The sequence below is a fragment of the Leucobacter chromiiresistens genome (genome assembly GCF_900102345.1).
Lineage (GTDB): Bacteria > Actinomycetota > Actinomycetes > Actinomycetales > Microbacteriaceae > Leucobacter > Leucobacter chromiiresistens.
Window position 1 is genome coordinate 1,269,260 of record NZ_FNKB01000001.1, and the last position, 23,726, is coordinate 1,292,985.

Genomic DNA, 23,726 nt, shown 5'->3' on the forward strand with positions numbered 1-23,726 from the left:
TCCCGAAACGCAGATCCAGGCTATACCTTTCGTGCGGCTCGGTTCATCTCGGGCGCCGATCGCGGTGCGGCGGGGGAGTCGCGGCGCGGGCTGCGGTGGAGTGCGGCCGGGTCGCTTCTGGGTCGGATCGCCGCTCACATCGTCGGCGGCGGCGCAAGGCTGCAGGGTTCTGCACCGAATCCGTGCAGTGCCCCCGCGAGGCGGAGCATCCCTGCTCGAATGGCCGCATGGCTCCAGACGAGAACCCGGATCACCCGACGTCGAGCGGCTCGGCGCACTCGGTCGCCCGGCGATCCGCCGCGCTCAGCCGTGCGGCGAGGCGCTCGTTCGGCGGTCTCCTGCCGCTGCTCGACGACCTCGAGCTGCGCGACCTCGTGGTGCAGGTGCGCGACGGCGTCGGTCGGCTGTGGCTCGACCGCACCGGCGCGCTGCACGAGGTACGGGAGTGGCGCGCGGAGCCCGACGCCGTGCATCGCCTCGCCACCGGCCTGATCGCGGCGGGCGGGCGGCACCTCGACGAACTGCACCCCTGCGCCGACGTGCGTCTGGGCGACGGGATGCGCGTGCACGCGGTGCTGCCTCCCATCGCGGTCGGGGGCGCCGCCGTCTCGGTCCGGCTGCCGCGCGTCTCGCCCCCGCGCTTCGACGACCTCGTCGCGGGCGGCCTCTGCTCGGCGCGTACCGCTGCGATGCTGCGCGAACTGATCGTCGACCGCCGCAACGTGCTCATCACGGGCGGCACGGGGAGCGGCAAGACCACGGTGCTCGCGGCACTGCTCGACCTCGCCCCGCCGCACGAGCGCATCCTCACGATCGAGGACGTGGCCGAGCTGAGACTGCGGCACCGCCACGCGGTCTCCCTGGAGACCCGTCAAGCCAGCGCCGAGGGCGTCGGCGAGGTCTCCATCGATCGACTGCTGCGCGAAGCGCTGCGCATGCGCCCCGATCGGATCGTGCTCGGGGAATGCCGGGGCGCCGAGATCTCCACCCTGCTCGCCGCGCTCAACACCGGCCACGACGGCGGCGCCGGCACGCTCCACGCGAGCCGCCTGGAGGAGGTTCCGGCTCGCCTCGAAGCGCTCGGAGCGCTCGCCGGGTGGACGCCCGAGGCGCTCGCCCGGCAGGCCGCCGGTGCGCTCCACGCCATCGTGCACGTCGAGCGCACCCGTCGCGGCCCCCGAGTGCGCGCGATCGGGGCGCTCGAACTGACGGCCGATCGGCTGCTGGGCATGCGCAGAGTGGTGGCGTAGCGCATGGAGGCGAGACCGGTCGAATGGCTGCGCGCGCGGCTTCCCCGCCTCGCCGCGGCGACGACTGCTGCGGAGCAGCGATCCGAGGCCGCCGTGGTCGCCGAGCGCACCGCAGCGCTGCTGCGCGGGGGCGTGCCCGCCGCTCGGGCCATCGCCCTGATCTCAGCGGATGCGCCGCCCGCCTCAGAAGTCGGCATCGTCGGCGGGCGAGTCGCCGACGGCGTCCCCGTCCCCTCGGCGCTCGCCGCCGCTGCAGAGCCGGAGTGGCGGGTGCTCGCGGTCGCGTGGCGGCTCGCCGAGGTCTGCGGTGCGCCGCTCGCCCCCGCACTGCAGCGCATCGCCGAGTCCCTGCGCGAACTCGACCGGATGCGCGAACGCCGGTCCGTGCTGCTGGCGGGTCCGCGGGCGACGGTGCGGATGGTGGCGGCCCTGCCGATCCTCGCTCTGCTCCTCGGCCTGCTGCTCGGCTTCGACCCGGTGCCGGTGCTCGTCGGACCGGCGGGAGCGGTGATCGCCGCGGTCGGTGCGGGTCTGCTCGGCGTCGGGGTGCAGTGGTCGCGCCTGCTGCAGCGCCGCGCGGCGCGCGAGGACGCCATCGCCGGGCTGCCGAGCGAACTGCTCTGGGTGGCGCTCGGAGGCGGCGCGCCGCCCGCCGTCGCGATGCGGATCGTCGTGGATCACGTCGACGCGTTCGGGGCGGAGTGGGTGCCGTTCGTCGGCTTCTGCTCGGGGAGTCCGCTGCTCGCGACGGTCGCCGCCGCCGAGTCCGCCGGAGTGCCGATGCGCCCGCTGCTGCTCGAGCAGGCCGTTGCGGAGCGCGTCGCGGCCGCCGCACGCCTCGAACGCGAGGCGGAGCGTCTCGGCGTGCGGGTGCTGCTGCCCCTCGGGGTCTGCGTGCTGCCGTCGTTCATCGTGCTCGGGGTGCTCCCCGTCGTGCTGTCGATGTTCGGGGCGGCGTGATCCAGGTGCCGGCTCATCCGGGCACGCAGGCGGGACGGTGTGCGCACCGCTCAACGAACGTGGTGCCTCCCGATGGGCGTCACCAGCGGCTTGCCCGAAACCGGGTCCGCGGTGACCCGGTTGGCGAGGCCGAACACCTCTTCGACATGCTCGACAGTCACCACCTCCTGAGGGGTGCCCGTGACGTGCACGCGGCCGTTCTTCATGGCGACGAGCCGATCGGAGTACCGTGCCGCGAGATTGAGGTCGTGCAGCACCATGACGATCGTCGTGCCGTGCGCAGCATTCAGATCGGTGAGCAGATCGAGCACCTCGACCTGGTGCGCGACATCGAGGAATGTCGTGGGCTCGTCCAGCAGGAGCACGTCGGTCTCCTGAGCCAGCGCCATGGCGATCCACACGCGCTGACGCTGCCCTCCCGAGAGCTCGTCCACGCTCCGATCCGCCAGCTCGGCGATACCGGTCGCGGCGAGCGCGTCGGCCACCACCTCGTAGTCGCGCGGGCTCCACCGCGAGAACATCGTCTGGTGCGGATGCCGGCCGCGCCCCACGAGGTCGGCCACCGCGATGCCCTCCGGTGCGACGGGCGATTGCGGCAGCAGTCCGATGATCCGTGCGACCTCCCTCGTGGGCCTCGCGTGCACCGAGGCGCCGTCGAGAACGATCTGTCCGGAGGACGGCCTGAGCAGCCGCGCGAGCGAACGCAGGAGCGTCGACTTGCCGCAGCCGTTGGCGCCGACGATGGTGGTGATGCGGCCGGGTGCGATCTCGAGGTCCAGGTCGTGAACGACGGTGCGATCGCCGTACCCGAGGGTGACGGCATTCGCCTGCAGCGTGTGCGCTTCGGTCACAGTGCGCCTCCCGAGCGATTGGTGCGGATGAGGAGATAGATCAGATAGGGAGCTCCGAGCACGCCCGTGATCACGCCCACCGGGTACCGCTCGCCGAAGGCGAACTGGCCGATGAGGTCGCTGCTCAGCACCAGCGCGGCGCCCACCAGGGCGGTCGGCGCCAGCAGGTTCGCCCCCGGGCCGGTGAGTCGCGCCGCGATGGGGCCGGCCATGAACGCGACGAACGCGATCGGGCCGGTGGCTGCCGTCGCGCAGGCCAGGAGCGTCACCGCGCCGAGGATGAGGACCAGCCGGGTCGGGTTCACGCGAACCCCGAGGCTGGCAGCCGACTCGTCGCCCAGGCGGAGCGCGCCGAGCGCGCGACCCTGGGAGAGCATCAGGGGGACGACGCAGATCACGGCGAGGAGGAGCGGCGCCGCACGCTCCCAAGAGGCGTTGTTCAGGCTGCCCGTGAGCCACTGCATGGCCGTCTGGATGTCCCAGGCCGCAGCCCGCGACAGCAGATAGGAGATGATGCTCTGCAGCATCGCCGCAACACCGATCCCGATGAGGATGAGTCGGGTGCCGGCGAAGCCGCCCTTCATCGACAAGAGGTAGATCGCACCCGCTGTGAGCAGCGCACCGCAGAGTGCCAGCAGCGAGACCAGCGGCCCGTCTGCGGAGAACACGATGATGCCGATGACGGCAGCAGCTCCGGCGCCGTTCGAGATGCCGATGATGTCGGGCGACGCGAGCGGGTTGCGCAGCAGCGTCTGGAAGGTCACACCCGCGATGCCGAACGACCCGCCGGCGAGGATGGCGAGCACGGCGCGCGGCAGTCGCAGTTCTCCGACCGTGAACGATGCCCCCGGGACGGTATCGCCGAAGAGCACCCGAACGACCTCGTCCAAGGTGTAGAACGTGTTGCCGACCATGAGCGCGACGGTGAAGAGGCCGACGAGCAGCGCACCGAGCAGGACCATCACGCTCACGTGGCGTGTGCGCCGCGATCGACGACCGGCGAGGATCGCGGTGACGCCGTCGCCGGGCGGGGCCTCGTGCAGGCGGGCGTTTCGGGTCAACGTACTCACAGTTCTCGGACTCTCTGACGTCGCACGATCCAGATGAAGAACGGTGCGCCGATGATCGCGGTGATGATGCCGACCTGGATCTCCTCCGATCCCGGAGATACGACCCGGCCGATGATGTCGCTCGTCAGGAGCAGCCCCGCGCCGGCCAGGGCGGAGAAGGGCAGCAGCCAGCGATGGTCGGTGCCGATCAGCATCCGGCACACGTGCGGGATGACCAGGCCCACGAATCCGATCGGTCCGGCAATCGCCGTCGCAGCACCCGCGAGGATGACCGCTCCGAGCGCGGAGACCAGGCGCGTGCGGAAGACCTGCTCGCCGAGCCCTCGGGCCATCTCGTCGCCGAGGGCGAGGGAGTTCATGCCTTTCGCGCTCGCGAAGCAGATCAGCGCCCCCAGAGCGAGCACCGGAGCCGTGATCGCGATCCGGGGCCATTCCGCACCGCCGACACCGCCGATCTGCCACGACTGGAAGGCGGGCAGGGCGTCGACCCGCGGCAGCATCACCGCACTGATCAGCGAGGCGAACGCCGCCGTCGTCGCAGCTCCCGCCAGGGCGAGCTTGAGCGGAGTGGCGCCGCCGCGCCCGAGCGATCCCACGGTGTAGACGAACGTCGCAGCGAGCGCGGCGCCGACGATCGCGAGCGTCATCTGGGCGTAGGGACCCCGGATGCTGAAGAAGGCCAGGCCGAAGACGACGGCGAGCGATGCTCCGTTGGAGACTCCGAGGATGCCGGGGTCCGCCACCGGATTGCGCGTGACGGCTTGCATCGTCGCCCCCGAGAGCGCCAGGGACGCGCCGACGAGAAGCGCGAGCACGGTGCGCGGAATCCGCTTGACGACGGCAGCCTGCGCGAGCGTGTCGTCGTGACCTCCGAACGCGGCGACGATATCGCCGAACGCGACCTCCCGTACGCCGAAGCTCACCGAGAGTGCGCACAGCACGATCAGCGCCGCGCAACCGATGAGCAGCCACGAGGTACGAGCCCATGCCGGTCGCCGCAGGTTCGCGGCGACCGGCATGGGTGAGGTGAGAGCGGACACGATGTCAGCGCGCGGACACGACGCCGAGCGTCACTGCTCGAGCGGAGCTGCGAGCATCGCGAGGTAGTCGTCGAGCCCCCAGGGGATCGACAGCGGTGACGGGTTGGCGGAGGCGGCGATCGGTGTCGCATCCGGGAGGATCGCGATGCGTCCCTCGGCGATCGCGGGGATCTTCGACAGCAGCGGGTCGGCCTGGAGGGTGGCGATCAACGAGTCGTCGCCGTACGTCACGAACACGTCGACATCGGAGAACTCATCGGCGTCCTCCGCACTCGCGGTCAGATAGAACTCCTCGCTGTCGGCGTTCTCCTCGACGATCGAGGGGAGCGGCAGGCCGAGATCGTCGTGCAGATAGCCGGGACGAGTATCGGCTGCCGTGTAGTAGCCCACCTGGCTGAGATCGGAGGGATCGATGTACGCGAACAGGATCTTCTTGTCCTTCAGGACGCTGTGCGCTTCGAGGGCCGAGTCCGCATCGGAGTCGAGCTGCTCGATCAGGGCGTCGCCCTCGGCGCCGAGGCCGAGCGCCGCGGAGTTCATCTCGATCATCTCATCGACCGGAGTGCCCCAGGCCACATCGGGGTACGCCACGACGGGAGCGATCTTGGAGAGGGTGTCGTACTCCTCCCGAGTCAGCCCGGAGTAGGACGCGAGGATGACGTCGGGCTGCGTGTCTGCGACCGCTTCGTAGTCGATGCCGTCGGTCTCGTCGAAGAGTACGGGCTCATCGGCTCCGAGCTCGTCGAGCTTCTCCTCGACCCACGGCAGGATGCCGTTGTCGTCATCATCGCCCCAGGTCGCCTTGCTCATGCCGACGGGCACGATGCCGAGGGCGAGCGGGACCTCGTGATTCGCCCACGCGATGCTGGCGACGCGCTCGGGCTTCTCCGTGATCGTCGTCTCGCCGTACACGTGTTCGATCGTCACGGGGAATGCGCTGTCTTCGGCGGGGTTGCCCCCTGCGGACGGCGCGGACTCGGAGGGGGAGGAACTGCAGGCGGTGAGCCCGATGGCGAGGGCCGCGGCGACGCCGGCCGCGGCGAGGAGACGGGAAGTGCGCACAAGCGCTCCCTTCGTGTGGGAGTGGGGGTCACGGCGCCGAGAAGCGCCGTCGGCTGGGAAAGCCTCCGTCAATCTAGCAGAAAGTTAGGCAAGCCTCATCTAGATCAGTTCAATCATTGCGGCGCCTGTGCACTGCGAATGCGGGCGGCCCCTCGCGATCGTTCTCCACAGGCGGCGCCCCGCGCCGCGCGACTGCAATTCTCCACAGTTCCCGGGTGACGGCGCATGCGTTCCCCGGCCACTCGTGAGGATGGGTGCACCGGTGACCGCCGGGGCCGTGCGAGGTCAAGGAGAGTTTCGATGCAACCCACACTTCAGCTCGTGTTCGACCGAGGAGCGACGTCCGAGCATGACGATCAGCGGCGCCGTCGAGCGCGCTCGACGCGGCATCGTCGCGCGGAGCGCGGTGGGGGACGCGCGTTCGCTCTCAGAACGCGAGCCCTCGTCGATGACGAGCGCGGAGCAGTGACGGCTGAGTACGCGATCGTCATCATGGCCGCGGTGGCCTTCGCCGGCCTGCTCGTCGCGATCATGCGTTCGAGCGAGATCCGTGCGATGCTCGTCCAGCTCGTCGAGAACGCACTCGGCACGGCATCCTGATGCTCGCGGCACTGCGGCACGACGAACGCGGCACGGTGACGGCTGAATTCGCGATCGTCGTGCCCGCGGTGCTCGCCGTGCTCGGCCTGGTGATCGGCGGAGTCCTTCTTGCGGCGCACCGCATCGCGCTCGTCTCCGCTTCCGCCGAGATCGCTCGGTTCGAAGCGCGCGGAGACGACGCGCTCGCCGAGGAACGGCTGAATGCGCTCGGCGGGCGAGTGGAAGTGGAGCGCGAAGACGATGGGTCGCTGCACTGCGTCGTCCTGCGCTCGCAACCCGCCGGAGGCCTGCTCGCGCACGTGACGCTCACGTCGCGCTCATGCGCCGCGCGCTCCACGGACGGGGCGCGCTCGTGAGCGCCCCGGCCACCCTCGTCTGCGCGGCCGCCGCCGTCTGCCTGGGCATTCCGGTGATCGCCGCGTCGTCCCACCTCGAGGCCGGGCATCGCGCAGCCGCGACGGCCGATACCGCTGCGCTCGCCGCAGCCGACGCCGCCGCGGGGTTCATCTCCGGCGAGCCGTGCGCGCTCGCAGAGGAGGTCGCGGCGGCGGCGCGCACCGAGATCGCGAGCTGCGACCTCGACGCGGCACTCGCCGACGCGCGAGTCGAAGTGGCGGCGGGAGGCCCGTTCGGCACGGTCAGCGCGTCCGCGCACGCCGGGCTGCCGCCGGTGGCCGAGGCACCCGGCGGCGCGGTGGGCGCGAACGGCTGGGCATGGCCGAGCTCGGAGCCCGGCATCACGCAGGGGTTCCACGACGGCTACTCCATCGACCTCCGAACCGCCGAGGGCTCCCCGCTCTATGCCCCCTATGACGGCGTGGTCGTTACGGCGGGAGCCGACGGGGGCGGGCCGCCCGCGAAGTGCATCGCCGAGCCGACCTGGTGGCGCGGGCCGAACTACACCGTGCTGATCCGGCACGAATACCGCGGCCGGGTGCTCTACAGCTCGCACAACCACGTGGCTCCGGGATCGCCCGCGGCCGTCGGAGTCGCGCCGGGCACTGCGGTGCGCGCCGGCCAGACGGTCGCGCTGGCGGGGATGAGCGGCTGCACCTCCGGGCCGCACTCGCACTTCACGCTCTCGACCCGCCCCTCCAACGCGTATCCCGACGTGAATCCGTACCTCTTTATCGGCGGCGGCGAGAGCGGATGAACGGGGTGAGACGGCGGCCGATGCGCGAACTCATCGGAACGACGGACATAATGAGAGGAGAACGCGCGTGGAATCCCGGAGGTGGATTCTCACGCGAGAATGTGTATCGTGTCGGAGCAGAACCCTCAGCCGGTCCTGGCGGAGCAGCCCTGCACTGCGTGAAGCAACGAAGGAGACCCGTGAAGGGTACGAAGAAACTCGTGATCGTCGAGTCGCCGACCAAGGCGAAGACGATCGGCGGCTACCTCGGAGACGAGTACGAGGTCATCGCCTCGGTCGGCCACGTGCGCGACCTCGCGGAGCCCTCGGCGCTGCCCGCAGAGCTGAAGAAGGGCGCGTTCGGCAAGTTCGCGGTCGACGTCGAGAACGACTTCGCTCCGTACTACGTCGTGAACGACAACAAGCGCAAGACCGTCTCCGAGCTGAAGCGAGCGCTGAAGGGAGCCGACGAGCTGTGGCTCGCAACTGATGAGGACCGCGAGGGCGAGGCCATCGCGTGGCACCTCCTCGAAGTGCTGCAGCCGAAGGTGCCGGTGCACCGCATGGTGTTCCACGAGATCACCCAGGATGCGATCGAGCAGGCGAAGCGGAATACGCGCGACCTCGACACGGCGCTCGTCGATGCGCAGGAGACCCGGCGCATCCTCGACCGCCTCTACGGCTACGACATCTCGCCCGTGCTCTGGCGCAAGGTCGCGCCCAAACTCTCCGCCGGGCGCGTGCAGTCGGCCGCGACCCGCCTCGTGGTCGACCGCGAGCGCGAGCGCCAGGCGTTCCGCGCAGCGGAGTACTGGGATCTCACGGCCACCTTCCGCCCCGAAGCGGACGCGGCAGACGGCACCGCCTTCGAGGCGCGACTCGTGCGGCTGGACGCGCAGCGCGTCGCGACGGGCGGGGATTTCGGCGACGACGGCAAGTTGACGGCGCGCGCGGCGAAGGCCGGGGTCATTCCGCTCGAGCAGGAGCGCGCGGAGCGCATCGCCGCACTCCTCGCCGAGCATGCGCACGGCGAAGTGGTGTCGGTCGAGACGAAGCCGCACACCCGCCGCCCGGCGGCGCCGTTCACGACGTCGACGCTGCAGCAGGAGGCCTCCCGCAAGCTCCGCTACAGCTCGCGGCAGACCATGTCGTTCGCGCAGTCGCTGTACGAGAACGGCTACATCACCTATATGCGCACCGACTCCCCCTCGCTCTCGAAGCAGGCCGTGCAGGCCGCTCGCGCGCAGGCCTCCGAGCTGTACGGCGCCCACACGCTGCCCGAGAAGCCGCGCGTGTACACGGGCAAGGCGAAGGGGGCGCAGGAGGCCCACGAGGCGATCCGCCCCGCGGGCGAGGTGTTCCAGCGCCCGACGTCGCTCAAGGGGAAGCTGACGCAGGGCGAGTACGCGCTGTACGAGCTGATCTGGAAGCGCACGGTTGCCAGTCAGATGGCCGATGCCAAGGGATCGACCGATACGGTGACGATCGCCGCGCAGGTGCCCGAGCGCGCCAACGCCGCAGCCACCGCGGCGGAATTCACGACCAGCGGAACGGTCATCACCTTCCCCGGCTTCCTGCTCGCCTACGAGGAGGGCCGCGACGAGAACCGCGGCGACAAGGGCGGGGATCAGAACGCGAAGCTGCCGCAGCTCGCCTCCGGCCAGGCGCTCGGCATCGAGGCGCCGTCGGCGAAGGGCCACGAGACGAGCCCGCCCCCGCGGTACACCGAGGCGAGCCTCACGAAGCGTCTCGAAGAGCTCGGCATCGGCCGACCCTCGACGTACGCCGCGATCATCAGCACCATCATGGATCGCGGTTACGTCGCGAAGAAGGGCCAGGCTCTCGTCCCGAGCTGGATCGCGTTCTCGGTGGTGCGCCTGCTGGAGGAGCACTTCAGCGAGCTCGTCGACTACGACTTCACCGCCGAGATGGAGAACGATCTCGACCGCATCGCCTCGGGCGAGGCGGATCGCGGCAAGTGGCTGGGCGAGTTCTACTTCGGCACCGACGCCCACCCGGGGCTGCGCGGCGTCGTGGACAACCTCGGCGAGATCGATGCCCGAGCGATCAACACGATCAAGATCGATGACGAGATCTCGCTCCGCAACGGCAAGTACGGCCCCTACCTCGAGGTCGTCGACGACAAGTGCGAGGTAGGAGACGACGGCGTGGTGAAGCCGCGCAGCGTCAACATCCCCGACGGTCTCGCACCCGACGAGCTGACGCCGGCGAAGGCGCACGAGCTCGCCGACGCGGAGCCTGCCGAGGATCGCGTCGTCGGTCTGCATCCCGAGACTTCGAAGCGCATCGTCGCGAAGAACGGGCGATTCGGCCCGTACGTCACCGAGCTCCCCGACGAGGGTGAGGAGCTGCCCAAGGGGCAGAAGCCGCGCACCGCCTCGCTGTTCAAGAGCATGGACCCGGCCACCATCGACCTCGACACGGCAGTGGCCCTGCTGGGGCTTCCCCGCGTCGTCGGCGTCGACCCCGAGTCCGAGGCCGAGATCACTGCGCAGAACGGGCGCTACGGTCCGTACCTCAAGAAGGGGAGCGACACTCGCTCCCTGCCGGGCGAAGACGCGATCTTCTCCATCGACCTCGCCGGAGCGCAGGAGCTGTTCGCGCAGCCGAAGTACGGAGCGAAGCGCGCTTCGAGCGCGCTGAAGGAGTTCGAAGCCGATCCGGTCAGCGGCAAGCCGATCAAGGTGAAGGACGGGCGCTTCGGCCCGTACGTCACGGACGGTGAGACGAACGCCACCATTCCGCGCGGCGACAGCGTCGAAGACGTCGACTTCGCGAGAGCCGTCGAACTGCTGGCGATCAAGCGAGCGAAGGGGCCGGCGAAGAAGAAGGCACCCGCCCGCAAGGCCGCCGCGAAGAAGCCCGCAGCGAAGAAGACGGCCGCCAAGAAGCCCGCCGCCAAGAAACCGGCAGCGAAGAAGCCCGCAGCCAAGACGTCGGCGGCCGCTTCGAAGACGGTCGACCCGGCACGATCGGCTGCGGCGAAGAAGGCTGCCGCGACGCGAGCCGCCAACCGAGCAGCCGCAGAAGCGCAGGCGTAGAACGAACGCGGTTTCGGCCGCTGAGGAGCACATGAGCGGGACCTTCATCACCCTCGAAGGGGGAGACGGCGCGGGCAAGACCACGCAGGCCGACATGCTCGGGCAGTGGCTCGACGGGCGCGGCCTCGAAGTCGTGCGCACCCGCGAACCCGGCGGTACGCGGCTCGGAGCCGAACTGCGACGCCTGCTGCTGCACGGAGGAGACGAGATCGGCGAGGTCGACGCGCGCGCCGAAGCGCTGCTCTACGCCGCCGACCGCGCCCAGCACGTCGCGAAGATCGTGCGCCCCGCCCTCGAGCGCGACGCGGTCGTGGTGCAGGATCGCTACATCGACTCGTCGCTCGCCTACCAGGGCGCCGGTCGCGTGCTCGACGTCGAAGAGGTGCGCCGCATCAGCGAGTGGGCAGCCGGTGGACTCTGGCCGCACCTCACCATCCTGCTCGACCTCGATCCCGAGACGAGCGCGGGCCGCCGCCGAGCCCGCGGGGGATCGGCCGACCGGCTGGAGGCGGAGGACGCCGCGTTCCACGTCGCGGTGCGCGAGGGGTTCCGGGCACTCGCCGCAACCGACCCGCACCGCTACTTCACGGTCGACGCCACGCTGCCGGTCGACGAGATCCACACCCGCATCGTCGGCCGCGTATCGGGGTACCTCACGCGCTGACGAGCCTCACGCGGCTCCGGCGCTGGCGCGTCCGCAGCGCCCGTGCGCCCGCAGCGCCGTCGCTCCCGCAGCGCCCGTAGCGTCTGCGCGCCCGCAACGCCCGCGCTTCGGTACGAGAACGGGCTTCGGTGAGACGCATTCCGCAGAAAACATCTCACCGAAGCCCGATCTCTCACCGAAGCCGAAGCCCGAACAATCACCGAAGCCGAAGCCCAAGCCGACACCGAAGCCCAAGCCGAAGCCGAAGCCGACCGGCGCGCACCGGCTAGGCGGTCTCGCCGATCACGGCGCCGAAGCGCGCCGGCAGGGTCGCGCGCGACGCCGCCCCGAGCTCCGAGAGGGGCAGGGTGAAGCGATCCTGCACCTCGATGGCGGCATCGTCGCCCGAGCCGTCGGTCACGCCGATGCGCAGCACCGGGAAGTCGCGGCCCGAGCAGAGCCCGCGGAACTTGACCTCCTCCTCGTGCGGCACCGCGACGAGCACGCGCGCCTGCGACTCCGAGAAGAGCGCCGCCGTCGCGTCGACCCCGTCGCGCGAGATGATCTCCTCGATCCACACGCGAGCCCCGACGCCGAAGCGCAGCGCCCCGTCGGTGAGCGCCTGGGCGAGGCCGCCCTCGGAGAGGTCGACGGCGCCCGAGATGAGCCCGCCCTGCGCGCCCGCGTGGAGCAGCTCGGCGAGTGCCCGCTCGTCGGCGAGCGAGGCGATCGGGGGGCGGCCGCCGAGGTGCTCGTGCACGGTCTCGGCCCAGGCCGACCCGTCGAGCTCGTCGCGGGTGACGCCGAGCAGGTAGAGGTGCTCGCCCTCGTCCTGCCAGCCGCTCGGCACGCGCCGGGCGACGTCGTCGATGATGCCGAGCACGCCCACGACGGGCGTCGGGTGGATGGGGGTGTCGCCGGTCTGGTTGTACAGCGAGACGTTGCCGCCGGTGACGGGCACCTCGAGCTCGAGGCAGGCGTCCGAGAGCCCCTCCACGGCGCGCGAGAACTGCCACATGACCTCGGGGTTCTCGGGGCTGCCGAAGTTCAGGCAGTCGGTGACCGCGGTCGGCACCGCACCCGACGTGGCGACGTTGCGGTACGCCTCGGCGAGCGCGAGCTGCGAGCCGACGTACGGGTCGAGCTGGCAGTAGCGGCCGTTCGCGTCCGTCGCGATCGCGACGCCGAGGCCGCTCTCCTCGTCGACGCGGATCATGCCGGCGCCGTCGGGGAACGCGAGGGCGGTGTTGCCGAGCACGTACTTGTCGTACTGGTTGGTGACCCACGACACGTCGGCCTGGTTCGGCGACGCGGCCACGGCGATCATCTGCGCGCGCAGATCGTCGCCGCTCGCGGAACGGGCGAGGCCCGAGGCGTCGACGCCCGACGCCTGCAGCTCATCGATCCAGGAGGGGTACGCGACGGGGCGCTCGTAGACCGGGCCGTCGACGGCGACGGTGGAGGGGTCGACGTTGACGATCTCCTCGCCGCGCCAGTTGATGACGAGGCGGCCGGTGTCGGTGACCTCGCCGAGCACGCTCGTCTCGACGTCCCACTTCGCGGTGACGGCGAGGAACGCGTCGAGCTTGTCGGGGTGCACGACCGCCATCATGCGCTCCTGGCTCTCCGACATGAGGATCTCCTCGGCGGTGAGCGAGGGATCGCGCAGCAGCACGCTGTCGAGCTCGATGAACATGCCCCCGTCGCCGTTCGCGGCGAGCTCGGACGTGGCGCACGAGATGCCCGCGGCGCCGAGATCCTGGATGCCCTCGACGAGTTCGTCGCGGAAGAGCTCGAGGCAGCACTCGATGAGCACCTTCTCGGCGAAGGGATCGCCGACCTGCACGGCGGGGCGCTTCGTGGGGCCGCCCTCGCTGAAGCTGTCGGAGGCGAGGATCGACGCGCCGCCGATGCCGTCGCCGCCGGTGCGGGCGCCGAAGAGCACGACCTTGTTGCCGGTGCCCGAGGCGTTGGCGAGGTGCAGATCCTCGTGGCGCAGCACTCCCACGCCGAGCGCGTTCACGAGCGGGTTCGCCTGGTAGACGCCGTCGAAGACGGTCTCGCCGCCGAGGTTCGGCAGGCCGAGGCAGTTCGCGTACGACGAGATGCCCGAGACGACGCCGTGCACGACGCGGGCCGTGTCGGGATCGTCGATGGCGCCGAACCGCAGCTGATCCATCACGGCGACGGGACGGGCGCCCATCGAGATGATGTCGCGGATGATGCCGCCGACACCGGTGGCGGCGCCCTGGAACGGCTCGATGTAGGAGGGGTGGTTGTGGCTCTCGACCTTGAAGGTCACGGCCCAGCCCTCGCCGATGTCGATGACGCCGGCGTTCTCGCCCATGCCCACGAGCAGGCGCTCGCGCATCTTGTCGTTGACCTTCTTGCCGAACTGGCGCAGGTAGATCTTCGACGACTTGTAGGAGCAGTGCTCCGACCACATGACCGAGTACATGGCGAGCTCGCCTGAGGTGGGGCGGCGCCCGAGGATCTCGCGGATCCGCTCGTACTCGTCGGGCTTCAGCCCGAGGGCGCCGTACGGCTGCTCCTTCTCGGGCGTCGCGATCGCATCGGCGACCGTGTCGGGGCGGGGACCGCTCTGGGTGGCGTCGATGTCTGTCACGCTCGATGTGCTCCGTGGCTCGGGGGCGGTTTCGGCGCACGGGAGCGCCGAACGTACGGGCTTCAGTCTACGCGGTCGCACGGCGGGGCCGGTGCCGGTGCGGTCGGCCCCGGCGGCCTCCCGGGGGTGCGCGGGATGACGGTCTAGGGTGGAGATTGTCAACAGATCAGGGGAGACTGAACGCCATGAGCGATCCGAACACTCACGCATCAGGCCAGACGCCCGTGCCGCAGCAGAGCGAGCAGGCCCCGGCGCCGTCGTACTCGCCGGACGGCGCGCGCCAGGCCCCGCAGCAGGCGCAGCAGCGGCCGGCCCAGCAGGCCGAGCGGGCGGGCGCCCCGCAGCGCAAGCTCTCGACCTTCCTGAAGGTCAGCATCATCCTGCTCGCCGGCCTCACCGTGGCCTCCATCTCCCTGCTCTTCATCGGCGACTTCCAGGGCAAGTTCGAGCGGGTGTTCTCGACGTTCGCGCTGTTCGCCGTGTTCGTGATCTTCACGGCGCTCGATACGCGTCGCGAGCAGAAGTCGGACTGGTACGCGCCGGTCGCGCTCATCGCGAACGCGTACATTCTGGGTCTGCTGATGATCGTCATCTGGATGACTCCGTACAGCCCGTACTCGCTGCTCTGGGAGATCTTCTGGAAGTCGCTGTTCGTGATCGTGATGACGCGCCTCGTGATCCTCTGCGCGCAGCTCCTGCTCCGGGTCGGCGCGCAGCACTCGGAGACCATCACGCGCTTCGCCTTCGTGACGAGCGTGCTGGCGGTGCTCTCGGGGATCCTCTTCACCGCGCCCGTCGGCATCGACGCCTTCGAGCTGAACGTGCCCGACATGTACTGGAAGATCGCCACCGCGATTCTGATTCTGACCGCGCTCGGTCTCTCGATCACGCTCCTGCTCCGCTGGTTCTTCGGCGCGGATGAGCGCGAGGCGGCGCGCGCCGCCCGCGGCGCGCGCCAGCTCGGTCCCGCTCCGTACGTCGCGCAGCAGTCGCGCGGCCGCGCCCAGCAGCACCCGCAGGCGCTCGCGCAGTCGCCCGCCCAGCAGCACCCCGCGCCCGCGCAGCAGGGGCTGCCCCCGCAGCCCCCGACCGGCGGAGCCTCCGAACTGCTGCCCTGGCCGACCTTCGCCGACGGTCGCCCGATCCCCGCGGGCCCCGATGGGCAGCCCGACTTCTCGGTGCCGGGCGCCCCGCGCCCGCCGCATCTGCAGTAGTCGCACGAGAGGAGTCGCCCACCGCACGAGGCTCGACCGGAGTCGGTCGACCGGTGTCGCACGATCCTCACGCATCTCCCGGGTCCGCGGTTCGGATCCGGGAGATGCGTGCGTCTGGGCTGCGTAAACCGCCCGGGTCACTACTGCTTTTCGCGCTTCGGTGCGTAAAACTGCCCGACCACTACTGAACGATGCTCGAATCTTGAACATCAGATGAAACATTGGCTAGGCTAACTCGCGGCCCCGGGCACCCCCGCGCGGCCCCTGCGCCCCGCCGATGTGCCCGGCGCAGTTCGATGAGACCCGAGACGAAATGAGCAGCCACGTGTCCACCCCGAAGCCCCGCAGTGCGGCCCTCGCGGCCCTCGCTGCGATCGCCGCACTCGCGCTCTCCGCATGCGCCCCCGCCGCAGAGGCGGAATCCGAGCAGGCCGCCTCCGGCGCGACCGCCGAGACCACCGCGACCATCACCGACAACCACGGCGAGGTCGAGGTGCCGGTGAACCCTGAGCGCGTCGTCGCACTCGACAACCACGTGTTCGAGACCCTCGACGAGTGGGACGTGCCGCTCGTCGCCGCTCCGAAGGGAATCATGGGCACCGCGTGGCCCGACTACACCGACGACCCCGAGATCGCGGATGTCGGCACGCATCGCGAGCCGAACCTCGAGGCGATCGTCGCGGCGCAGCCCGACCTCATCATCGGCGGCTACCGGTTCTCCGAGTCGTACGACACCATCGTCGAGCAGAACCCCGACGCGGCGGTGATCGAGATCGCCCCGCGCGACGGCGAGGATCCGATGGAGGAGCTCAAGCGCGAGACCGAGATCCTCGGGCAGATCTTCGACCGGGAGGATGAGGCGGCGGAGCTCGTCTCCGAGCTCGACCAGTCCATCGCCGACGCGAAGCAGGCGTACAACGGCTCGGATACGGTCATCGGCCTGATCACCTCGGGCGGCAAGATCGAGTTCGCCGCCCCGGTGACAGGGCGCAGCGTCGGCCCCGTGTTCTCGGCGCTCGACCTCCGGCCCGCGATCGAGCAGGAGGCCGAGGACACCTCGCACGGCGACGACATCAGCGTCGAGGCGATCGCCGAGGCGAACCCCGACTGGATCGTCGTGCTGGATCGCGACGCGTCGTTCGCGGAGCCCGAGCCGGGCGCCGTGCCGGCAGACGAGCTGATCGCCGGCTCCGAGGCGCTCCAGGGCGTGACGGCGGTCGCGAAGGATCAGGTTGTCTACCTCGACTCCGACTTCTACCTCACCGAAGACATCCAGGCGTACACCGAGTTGTACGAGCAGATCCAGGAGGCGTTCGCGGGCGCATGAGCGTGACGCAGCAGACCGCTCCGGCGGTTCCGGGCGGGGCCCGCACCCATGGTGCCGGCCCCGCCCGTCGTTCCCGCTGGAGGGGGTCGATCGCGCTGATCGTCGCGATCGTGCTGGTCGCCGCGCTGCTCGTCGCCTCGCTGCTCGTCGGAGCGTACGACATCGCGGGCGGGGAGCGCGGCGGCGAGATGTTCTGGATCACGCGGGTGCCGCGCACGCTCGCCCTCGTGCTGGCCGGTGCCGCCCTCGCGACGAGCGGGCTCGTGATGCAGATGCTCACCCAGAACCGATTCGTCGACGCGACGACCTCGGGCACGACGGAGTGGGCGGCGCTCGGGCTGCTGCTCACCGTGCTCATCGCTCCCCAGGTGGGGCTCGTGGGGCGCATGGTGATCGCCAGCCTCTCGGCCTTCGTCGGCACGCTCGTGTTCATGGCGATCCTGCGCCGTATCGTCATCCGCACGACGCTCGTGGTGCCGCTCATCGGGATCATGCTGGGCGCCGTCGTGAGCGCGCTCACCACGTTTCTCGCCGCCCAGTTCAACCTGCTGCAGATGATCGGCACCTGGTTCATGGGCAGCTTCACCTCGGTGGTGCGCGGCCGCTACGAGGTGCTGTGGGTCGTCGGCATCGTCACGCTGCTGGTCTTCGTGCTCGCCGACCGTCTCACCGTGGCCGGGCTCGGCGAAGAGGTGGCCACGAGCGTCGGCGTGCGGTACGAGCTGGTGCTCGTCGCGGGCACCGCGCTCGTCGCGGTCGCCGCCGGCGTCACGACGGTGGTCGTCGGGTTCCTGCCGTTCCTCGGGCTCGTGGTGCCGAACGTCGTCGCCATGATCCGCGGCGATCACGTGCGCAGCAATCTGCCCTGGGTGTGCCTCGGCGGGATCGCGCTCGTGACGGCGTGCGACCTGATCGGCCGCACCGTGCGCATGCCCTTCGAAGTGCCCGTCTCGATGGTGCTGGGCATCGTCGGGTCGGTCGCCTTCATCACGATTCTGCTGCGGCGGCGCAGTGCGTAGCGCCGAGCGGCGGCGGGAGCTGGCGGCGGTGGCGGGGGATCGCCCCGAGCCGCACGCGACCCCGGCGCGCGGCGGCCCGCGCTCCCCGCTCGCGTGGTGCGGCGAGCATCGGGCGCTCGTCGTCGTGGGGTGCGCGGCGGTCGTGCTCGCCATCGCGATCCTCGTGTACGGCAACCCCGCCGCCCCGGGCTCCGACGGGTTCTGGATCATCGTGCGGTCGCGGCTCGCCTCGCTCGGAACGATCGTGCTCGTGTCGGTGTGCCAGGCGGTCGCCACCGTGCTCTTCCACACGGCGACCGCCAACCGGATCCTCACCCCCTCGATTCTCGGATTCGATGCGCTGTACGTGCTCTCGCAGACCGCGCTCATCTTCGTCTTCGGCATGGCCGCGGTCGGCATGGAGGGGATCCCGAAGATCATCGCGCAGAGCCTCCTCATGATCTCGTTCGCGACCCTGCTCTACGGGTGGCTGTTCTCGGGCAAGCGGGCGAACCTGCACCTGCTGCTGCTCGTCGGTGTGGTGCTGGGCATCGGGTTCGGCTCGCTGTCGACGTTCATGCAGCGACTGCTCACCCCCAGCGAGTTCGATGTGCTGAGCGCCCGCCTGTTCGGCAGCATCGGCAGGGGCAACCCCGACTACCTGCCGATCGCGGGCGCGATCGTCGCGATCGTGCTGATCGTCGTGTGGCGCCGGCGTCGCGTGTTCGACGTCATCGCGCTCGGTCGCGACGTGGCCACCGGGCTCGGTGTCGCCTACCGCCGGGAGGTCGTGCTGATCCTCGTGACCGTCGCGGTGCTCATCTCGGTGTCGGCGACGATGGTCGGCCCGATGACCTTCTTCGGATTCCTCGTCGCCACGATCGCCTACCAGTTCACCCGCGAGGATCGCCACGCCGAGACCCTCCCGCTCGCCATCGGCGTCGCGCTGGTGACGCTGCTCGGCGCGACGTTCGTGCTGAAGCACGTGTTCGCCGCCGCGGGGCTCGTGACGGTGATCATCGAATTCGCGGGGGGCCTCCTGTTCCTCGTCATCCTGTTGAGAAAGGGGCTCCGATGATGAGCCGATGCCGCCGCCGTCCCTCCCGCACGACCCGCGGGGGCCGCGCATGATCGCGCTCGCCGGAGTCGAGAAGCACTACGCCGGCCGGCGCGTGCTCGGCCCCATCGATCTCGCGATCGAGCGCGGCGGTGTCACGGCGCTCATCGGACCGAACGGGGCGGGCAAGTCGACCATGCTCACCATCATCGGGCGGCTGCTCGACGCCGACTCGGGCCGGGTCACCGTCGGCGACCTCGACGTTCGCGCCGCGAAACCCCGGGAGCTCGCCCGGGCGGTGTCGATCCTGCGGCAGGAGAACCACTTCATGTCGCGCCTCACCGTGAGGCAGCTCGTCACGTTCGGGCGCTTCCCGCATTCGGCGGGCCGCATCACCGCGGTCGACGACGCGGCGATCACGTCGGCCATCGCGTTCCTCGACCTCACCGCGATGGAGCACCGCTTCATCGACGAGCTCTCGGGCGGGCAGCGCCAGCGGGCGTTCGTCGCGATGGTGCTCGCGCAGGACACCGACTACGTGCTGCTCGACGAGCCGCTGACCGGCCTCGACATGCGGCACGCGGTCTCGATGATGGGGCAGGTGCGGGCGGCCGCCGACGCGCTCGGGAAGACCGTCGTGCTCGTCATTCACGACGTGAACTTCGCCGCGGCCTACGCCGACCGCATCGTGGCGCTCGCCGACGGGCGCGTGGTGGCGTCGGGCACGCCCGACGAGATCTTCACACCCGAGGTGCTGCAGCGCGTGTTCGATACGCCGGTCGAGGTCGTCGAGCACGGCGGCACCCGCGTGGCGGTCTACTACCGCCCGTAGGCGAGGGGGTGGCGCCTCCGGGGGCGGAGAGTGGAGGGCTCCCGCCCCGGGGCGGGGGCGCGGATCGCGGCGCCGTCAGCCGCGGTCGGCCGACTCCAGCCCGAAGAGCGCGGAGAGCGCATCCGACGCCTCGGAGGCGCGGCCCTCGCGCCCGAGCGAGCGTATGCGCGTGGTGGGCGCGTGCAGCAGGCGGCCGGTGAGGCGGCGCAGTGCGGCCTCGACGTCGGCGGAGGTGCTGTCGTCGACGTCGTCGCCCCGCCGGGCGCGGCAGAGCTCCTCTTCGAGGATCGCGTTGACGTGGCCGCGCAGCGCGAGCAGCACCGGCAGCGTGTCGCGCTCCGCCTGGGATGCGCCGAACTCGACCGCGGCGTCGTGCACGATCTCGAGCGCCTCGTGCTCGGTGCCGAGCTCGGTGATGGGGGCGTGCTTCGCGATGGTCTCGAGATCGAGCAGCTCGATGCCGTCGATGCGCGCGACGGCCGGGTCGATGTTGCGGGGCATGCCGAGGTCGATCAGCAGCCGCGGGGAGCGCGAGGCCTCGGGCTCGGCGCCGCCGCGATCCGCCGCCGCATCGTCCGCCTGCGCGAAGTCCGCCTCCGTGAGCAGCGGCTCCTCGGTGCGGCTGCAGGCGATGATGACGTCGGCTGCGTCGAGCGCGGCGCGCAGCTCGCCCGGGTCGACGGCGGTGAGTTCGTGGCGCTCGGCGTAGCCGGCGGCCCGGCCCGACGGGGAGTGCACGCTGATGTGCTCGGCCCCGCGGGAGCGCAGCGCCGCGACCGTCGCACCCGCGTACGCGCCCGTGCCGATGAGGAGGATGCGCGCATCCTCCCAGCTGGGCACGCGGATCTCGGCGAGGCGCAGCGCGAGCCGCACGAGCGACCGCCCCTGCGAGTGGATCTCGGTGCGGTGCTTCACGGTGCGCGAGGTGCGCGTCGCCGTCTGGAACAGCCGCTCGAGGTGGTGGGTCACCGTTCCGCGCTCGCGCGCCTCGACGTGGGCGCGGCGCACCTGCCCCGCGATCTCCTCCTCGCCGACCACTGCCGATTTGAGGCCCGAGGCGACGGCGAAGAGGTGCTCGGCGGCGCGGTGGTCGACCTCGACGTCTGCGGCCATCGAGAGCGACGACGCCGGCACGCCCGCGGTGCGCGAGATCTGCTCGACGAGCTCAGCGCTGGTGTCGCGCGGCGCCTGTGCGTAGACCTCGAAGCGGTTGCACGTCGACAGCACGACGACGCCCTCGATGTCGGGAGCAGCGGTCAGCGCCTCCGTGATCTCCTGGGTACGCCCGGTGAGGCGCTCCAGCAGAGGGAAGGAGCACCCGCGGTGATCGAAGGAGAGGCACAGCAGCATAGATTATCGATACGTTTTCTGATCAGGGATTCGTGGATGTTTCGCGCGGCGTTTCGCTCGAACCTGAGCACATCAGATGTGACACATCAGATCTATAAGCTAGCATCTCGACCGATGAACTTCCTCCCAGCTTCGCACCCGCTCGTCGACGGCCGAACGGGCGACGCGCCATTGATCCGATCCCTGAGGGGCGACCGCCCCGAGTCTACGCCGGTCTGGTTCATGCGTCAGGCCGGCCGCTCGCTGCCCGAGTACCGGGCGATCCGCGCCGACCACCGCATGCTCGACGCCTGCCTGACCCCCGACCTCGCGAGCGAGATCACCCTGCAGCCGGTGCGCCGGCACGGCGTCGACGCCGCGGTGTTCTTCAGCGACATCGTCGTGCCGATGAAGCTCGTGGGGGTGGACGTCGACCTCGTGGCGGGCCGCGGGCCGGTGTTCGCGAACCCGGTGCGCACCGCCGATGACGTGGCCCGGGTGCGCGAGGAGTTCACGCCCGAGCGTCTCCACGCGGCACTCGATCCCGTTCGCGATGCCGTGCGTCTCACCGCCGACGCGCTGGGGGGCACGCCGGTCATCGGATTCACGGGAGCCCCGTTCACCCTCGCCGCCTACCTCGTCGAGGGCGGCCCGTCGCGCGACCACCTGCGGGCGCGCACGCTCATGCACTCCGATCCCGAGACCTGGGCGGCGCTGCTCGACTGGGTCGCCGACCTCTGCGGCGTCTTCCTCAAGGCTCAGGTCGAGGCCGGCGCGAGCGCGGTGCAGCTGTTCGACTCCTGGGCCGGCTCGCTGTCTCCCGTCGACTACCGCGAGCGCGTTGCGCCCGCGTCTCGCCGCACCCTGGAGCCGGTGCGCGAGCTCGGCTTCGCCGCGGGCGAGGGGTACGCGGCCCGGCCCCGCGCCGTGCCGATCATCCACTTCGCCGTCGGGTCGGGCCATCTGCTCGAGGAGCTGGCCGACGTCGGCGTCGATGCGCTCGGCGTCGACTGGCGCACCTCGCTGGAGGAGGCGAACCGCCGGCTCGGCGGCGGGATCCCGCTGCAGGGCAACATCGACCCCGCCTTCCTGGGCGCCGCGCCCGAGGTGCTCGAGGCGCACGTGGCCGATGTGCTGCGGCAGGGCCGGAGCGCCCCCGCCCACGTGCTGAACCTCGGGCACGGCGTGCCCCCCGAGACCGAACCCGATGTGCTCACCCGCATCGTCGCGCTCGCGCATGGAGCCTGACTCACTGCGGCCCCGCATCGCGGTCGTCGGCGGAGGCGTCTCGGGCCTCGTCGCGGCCCGGGAGCTCGCGCTCGCGGGCGCCGACGTCGTCGTGGTCGAGGGCGCCGATCGCCTCGGCGGCCGCATCCGAGGTGCGGCGCTCGCCGGCACCACCATCGACATCGGCGCCGAGTCGTTCGCCACGCGGGGCGGCACCGTCGCAGCGCTGATCGGCGAGATCGGCATGGCCGATCAGATCGTGCGGCCCGCGCCGCTCGGCTCCTGGGTGATCGACGGTCCACGGTCGATTCCGCTTCCGGCGGCCGGAACGCTCGGCATCCCCGCGACGCCGCTCTCCGCCGCCACGGTGCGCGCCCTCGGGCTCCCCGGCGCGCTGCGCGCCGCGGCCGAGCCGCTCCTGCCGCGGCCCATCGGCCGCGATGCGGGGTCGCTCGCCGAACTCGTGCGAGCGCGGCTCGGTGCGCGAGCGCTGCAGCGCCTCGTGCGGCCCGTCGCGCTCGGCGTCTACTCCGCCGACCCCGACCGGCTCGGGGTGACGACGGTGCCGGGCCTCGCCGATGCGTACGCTCGGCGCGGGTCGCTCATCGCCGCCGCGCGCGACGTGCGCGACAGCCAGGCGGCGGCGGGGGGCGCGGTGGCGGGGCTCCGCGGCGGGATGACGCAGCTGATCGCCGGGCTCGAAGCGGAGCTCGCCCGGCTCGGCGTCGCGGTGCGCCGCGGCGTGAAGGCGCGGCGGCTGGAGCAGCAGCAGGGCCCCTCGAGGGACCGCCGGTGGCGCGTGCTCGCCGACGACGGCGCGATGCTCGCGGAGGCCGACGGCCTCGTGCTCGCCGTTCCCGAGAACGTCGCCCGACGCCTGCTCGGTGCGGGTGGAACGACGGCCCAGACGACCGATCGCGTCGAGGTGGTCGCGCTCGCCATCGACGACCCCCGGCTCGACGGCGCGCCCCGCGGTACGGGGGCCCTCGTCGCACGCGACGCGGTCGGCTCGGGGTCGCGCCGCGGCGGAGCGGCGGCGCCGATCCTCGCGAAGGCGCTCACCCATGTGACCGCGAAGTGGCCGGAGCGCGCCCGAGAGGCGGGGCCCGGTAGGCACATCGTGCGCCTCTCGTACGGGCGCTCGGGGTCGGCCCCCGAGACGATCGGATTGGACGACGCGGAGGTGCGCGGCATCGCCCGCTACGACGCCTCGCGCATTCTCGGCGTCGACCTCAGGGCCGATACCGTCGTCGACCTCGCCCGATGCACCTGGCGCATGGGCCGTCCGCCGGGTTCGCGCGACGCCCGCCCGCTGGCCGCCCCCGAGGGGATCGCCCTCGCAGGCGATTGGGTGAGCGGCACCGGCCTCGCCGCGATCGTGCAGGGCGCCCGCGCGGCCGCGACCGCTGCCCTGGCGGCCGCCTCCCACTGATGATCCGACCCGAA

20 protein-coding genes are annotated in these 23,726 nt (G+C 71.1%); 14 read left to right on the top strand and 6 right to left on the bottom strand.

Annotated elements, in window-relative coordinates:
* The first annotated feature begins 227 nt into the window (after window positions 1-227).
* Window positions 228-1,250 carry a TadA family conjugal transfer-associated ATPase gene (locus tag BLT44_RS05880; RefSeq protein WP_010154980.1) on the top strand — a complete coding sequence of 341 codons (1,023 nt, stop codon included), beginning with the start codon at window positions 228-230 and terminating at the stop codon, window positions 1,248-1,250.
* Between the two features lie 3 nt (window positions 1,251-1,253).
* On the top strand, window positions 1,254-2,210 hold the full coding sequence (locus tag BLT44_RS05885) for a type II secretion system F family protein (protein ID WP_010154979.1): 957 nt from the start codon (window positions 1,254-1,256) through the stop codon (window positions 2,208-2,210).
* 50 nt (window positions 2,211-2,260) lie between these two features.
* Here the strand turns inward: BLT44_RS05885 and BLT44_RS05890 are convergent, their stop codons facing one another.
* The 4 genes from BLT44_RS05890 to BLT44_RS05905 are packed head-to-tail and all read right to left on the bottom strand — an operon-like array spanning window position 2,261 to window position 6,233.
* The gene (locus tag BLT44_RS05890) at window positions 2,261-3,061 is read right to left on the bottom strand and encodes an ABC transporter ATP-binding protein (protein ID WP_010154978.1); all 801 of its coding nucleotides are present in this window, start codon (window positions 3,059-3,061) and stop codon (window positions 2,261-2,263) included.
* Entirely contained in the window at window positions 3,058-4,122 is a 1,065-nt protein-coding gene (locus BLT44_RS05895; RefSeq protein WP_010154977.1) for a FecCD family ABC transporter permease, read from the bottom strand. Before BLT44_RS05895 ends, BLT44_RS05890 begins: the two co-directional genes overlap by 4 nt.
* Window positions 4,123-4,127: 5 nt before the next feature.
* Window positions 4,128-5,150 carry a FecCD family ABC transporter permease gene (locus BLT44_RS05900; protein WP_010154976.1) on the bottom strand — a complete coding sequence of 341 codons (1,023 nt, stop codon included), beginning with the start codon at window positions 5,148-5,150 and terminating at the stop codon, window positions 4,128-4,130.
* Window positions 5,151-5,201: 51 nt separating this feature from the next.
* Window positions 5,202-6,233: an iron-siderophore ABC transporter substrate-binding protein gene (locus BLT44_RS05905; RefSeq protein ID WP_010154975.1), complete on the bottom strand. Its 1,032-nt coding sequence runs from the start codon at window positions 6,231-6,233 to the stop codon at window positions 5,202-5,204.
* 465 nt (window positions 6,234-6,698) lie between these two features.
* Between BLT44_RS05905 and BLT44_RS15870 the strand changes: the two genes are divergently transcribed.
* The 5 genes from BLT44_RS15870 to tmk all read left to right on the top strand — a co-directional run bounded on the left by BLT44_RS15870 (window position 6,699) and on the right by tmk (window position 11,691).
* A complete protein-coding gene (locus BLT44_RS15870) occupies window positions 6,699-6,833 on the top strand; it encodes a DUF4244 domain-containing protein (RefSeq protein WP_010154974.1) in 135 nt (44 codons plus the stop codon).
* Window positions 6,833-7,189: a TadE/TadG family type IV pilus assembly protein gene (locus BLT44_RS05915; protein WP_010154972.1), complete on the top strand. Its 357-nt coding sequence runs from the start codon at window positions 6,833-6,835 to the stop codon at window positions 7,187-7,189. The genes BLT44_RS15870 and BLT44_RS05915 overlap by 1 nt, the downstream gene beginning before the upstream one ends.
* Complete coding sequence (locus BLT44_RS05920; protein ID WP_143026001.1) at window positions 7,186-7,986, top strand: M23 family metallopeptidase; 801 nt, start codon at window positions 7,186-7,188, stop codon at window positions 7,984-7,986. Before BLT44_RS05915 ends, BLT44_RS05920 begins: the two co-directional genes overlap by 4 nt.
* A 179-nt stretch (window positions 7,987-8,165) precedes the next feature.
* Window positions 8,166-11,027 carry a type I DNA topoisomerase gene (topA, locus tag BLT44_RS05925; RefSeq protein WP_010154970.1) on the top strand — a complete coding sequence of 954 codons (2,862 nt, stop codon included), beginning with the start codon at window positions 8,166-8,168 and terminating at the stop codon, window positions 11,025-11,027.
* Window positions 11,028-11,058: 31 nt separating this feature from the next.
* The gene (gene tmk, locus BLT44_RS05930; protein WP_010154968.1) at window positions 11,059-11,691 is read left to right on the top strand and encodes a dTMP kinase; all 633 of its coding nucleotides are present in this window, start codon (window positions 11,059-11,061) and stop codon (window positions 11,689-11,691) included.
* A gap of 265 nt (window positions 11,692-11,956) precedes the next feature.
* Here tmk and purL read toward each other — a convergent pair whose 3' ends face one another.
* Window positions 11,957-14,296, bottom strand: coding sequence for a phosphoribosylformylglycinamidine synthase subunit PurL (purL, locus tag BLT44_RS05940; RefSeq protein ID WP_010154967.1), 2,340 nt, complete (start codon window positions 14,294-14,296; stop codon window positions 11,957-11,959).
* A 185-nt stretch (window positions 14,297-14,481) separates the two neighbouring features.
* Here purL and BLT44_RS05945 point away from each other — a divergent pair, with 185 nt between their 5' ends.
* The 5 genes from BLT44_RS05945 to BLT44_RS05965 all read left to right on the top strand — a co-directional run bounded on the left by BLT44_RS05945 (window position 14,482) and on the right by BLT44_RS05965 (window position 19,724).
* Window positions 14,482-15,510, top strand: a complete 1,029-nt coding sequence (locus BLT44_RS05945; protein ID WP_074690016.1) for a proline-rich domain-containing protein — start codon at window positions 14,482-14,484, stop codon at window positions 15,508-15,510.
* A gap of 325 nt (window positions 15,511-15,835) precedes the next feature.
* Complete coding sequence (locus BLT44_RS05950; protein WP_010157886.1) at window positions 15,836-16,837, top strand: siderophore ABC transporter substrate-binding protein; 1,002 nt, start codon at window positions 15,836-15,838, stop codon at window positions 16,835-16,837.
* Window positions 16,834-17,856: an ABC transporter permease gene (locus tag BLT44_RS05955; protein WP_010157885.1), complete on the top strand. Its 1,023-nt coding sequence runs from the start codon at window positions 16,834-16,836 to the stop codon at window positions 17,854-17,856. The genes BLT44_RS05950 and BLT44_RS05955 overlap by 4 nt, the downstream gene beginning before the upstream one ends.
* Window positions 17,849-18,913 (top strand): iron chelate uptake ABC transporter family permease subunit, encoded by a 1,065-nt coding sequence (locus BLT44_RS05960; RefSeq protein ID WP_244887468.1) that lies wholly within the window; start codon window positions 17,849-17,851, stop codon window positions 18,911-18,913. The genes BLT44_RS05955 and BLT44_RS05960 overlap by 8 nt, the downstream gene beginning before the upstream one ends.
* 49 nt (window positions 18,914-18,962) lie before the next feature.
* On the top strand, window positions 18,963-19,724 hold the full coding sequence (locus BLT44_RS05965) for an iron ABC transporter ATP-binding protein (protein ID WP_010154963.1): 762 nt from the start codon (window positions 18,963-18,965) through the stop codon (window positions 19,722-19,724).
* Between the two features lie 75 nt (window positions 19,725-19,799).
* On the opposite strand, the gene BLT44_RS05970 is transcribed toward BLT44_RS05965, so the two are convergent.
* The gene (locus BLT44_RS05970; protein ID WP_010154962.1) at window positions 19,800-21,074 is read right to left on the bottom strand and encodes a glutamyl-tRNA reductase; all 1,275 of its coding nucleotides are present in this window, start codon (window positions 21,072-21,074) and stop codon (window positions 19,800-19,802) included.
* Window positions 21,075-21,188: 114 nt separating this feature from the next.
* Between BLT44_RS05970 and hemE the strand changes: the two genes are divergently transcribed.
* On the top strand, window positions 21,189-22,301 hold the full coding sequence (gene hemE, locus BLT44_RS05975; RefSeq protein ID WP_010154960.1) for a uroporphyrinogen decarboxylase: 1,113 nt from the start codon (window positions 21,189-21,191) through the stop codon (window positions 22,299-22,301).
* Entirely contained in the window at window positions 22,291-23,712 is a 1,422-nt protein-coding gene (gene hemG, locus BLT44_RS05980) for a protoporphyrinogen oxidase (RefSeq protein WP_074690018.1), read from the top strand. Before hemE ends, hemG begins: the two co-directional genes overlap by 11 nt.
* Window positions 23,713-23,726 lie beyond the last annotated feature (14 nt).

Excerpts from the sequence above, each read along its gene's own strand:
- BLT44_RS05880 (WP_010154980.1), top strand. The coding sequence starts at position 228 with ATGGCTCCAGACGAGAACCCGGATCACCCGACGTCGAGCGGCTCGGCG.
- BLT44_RS05885 (WP_010154979.1), top strand. The coding sequence starts at position 1,254 with ATGGAGGCGAGACCGGTCGAATGGCTGCGCGCGCGGCTTCCCCGCCTC.
- BLT44_RS05900 (WP_010154976.1), bottom strand. The coding sequence starts at position 5,150 with ATGCCGGTCGCCGCGAACCTGCGGCGACCGGCATGGGCTCGTACCTCG.
- BLT44_RS05915 (WP_010154972.1), top strand. The coding sequence starts at position 6,833 with ATGCTCGCGGCACTGCGGCACGACGAACGCGGCACGGTGACGGCTGAA.
- tmk (WP_010154968.1), top strand. The coding sequence starts at position 11,059 with ATGAGCGGGACCTTCATCACCCTCGAAGGGGGAGACGGCGCGGGCAAG.
- BLT44_RS05945 (WP_074690016.1), top strand. The coding sequence starts at position 14,482 with ATGAGCGATCCGAACACTCACGCATCAGGCCAGACGCCCGTGCCGCAG.
- BLT44_RS05955 (WP_010157885.1), top strand. The coding sequence starts at position 16,834 with ATGAGCGTGACGCAGCAGACCGCTCCGGCGGTTCCGGGCGGGGCCCGC.
- BLT44_RS05965 (WP_010154963.1), top strand. The coding sequence starts at position 18,963 with ATGATCGCGCTCGCCGGAGTCGAGAAGCACTACGCCGGCCGGCGCGTG.
- BLT44_RS05970 (WP_010154962.1), bottom strand. The coding sequence starts at position 21,074 with ATGCTGCTGTGCCTCTCCTTCGATCACCGCGGGTGCTCCTTCCCTCTG.
- hemE (WP_010154960.1), top strand. The coding sequence starts at position 21,189 with ATGAACTTCCTCCCAGCTTCGCACCCGCTCGTCGACGGCCGAACGGGC.
- hemG (WP_074690018.1), top strand. The coding sequence starts at position 22,291 with ATGGAGCCTGACTCACTGCGGCCCCGCATCGCGGTCGTCGGCGGAGGC.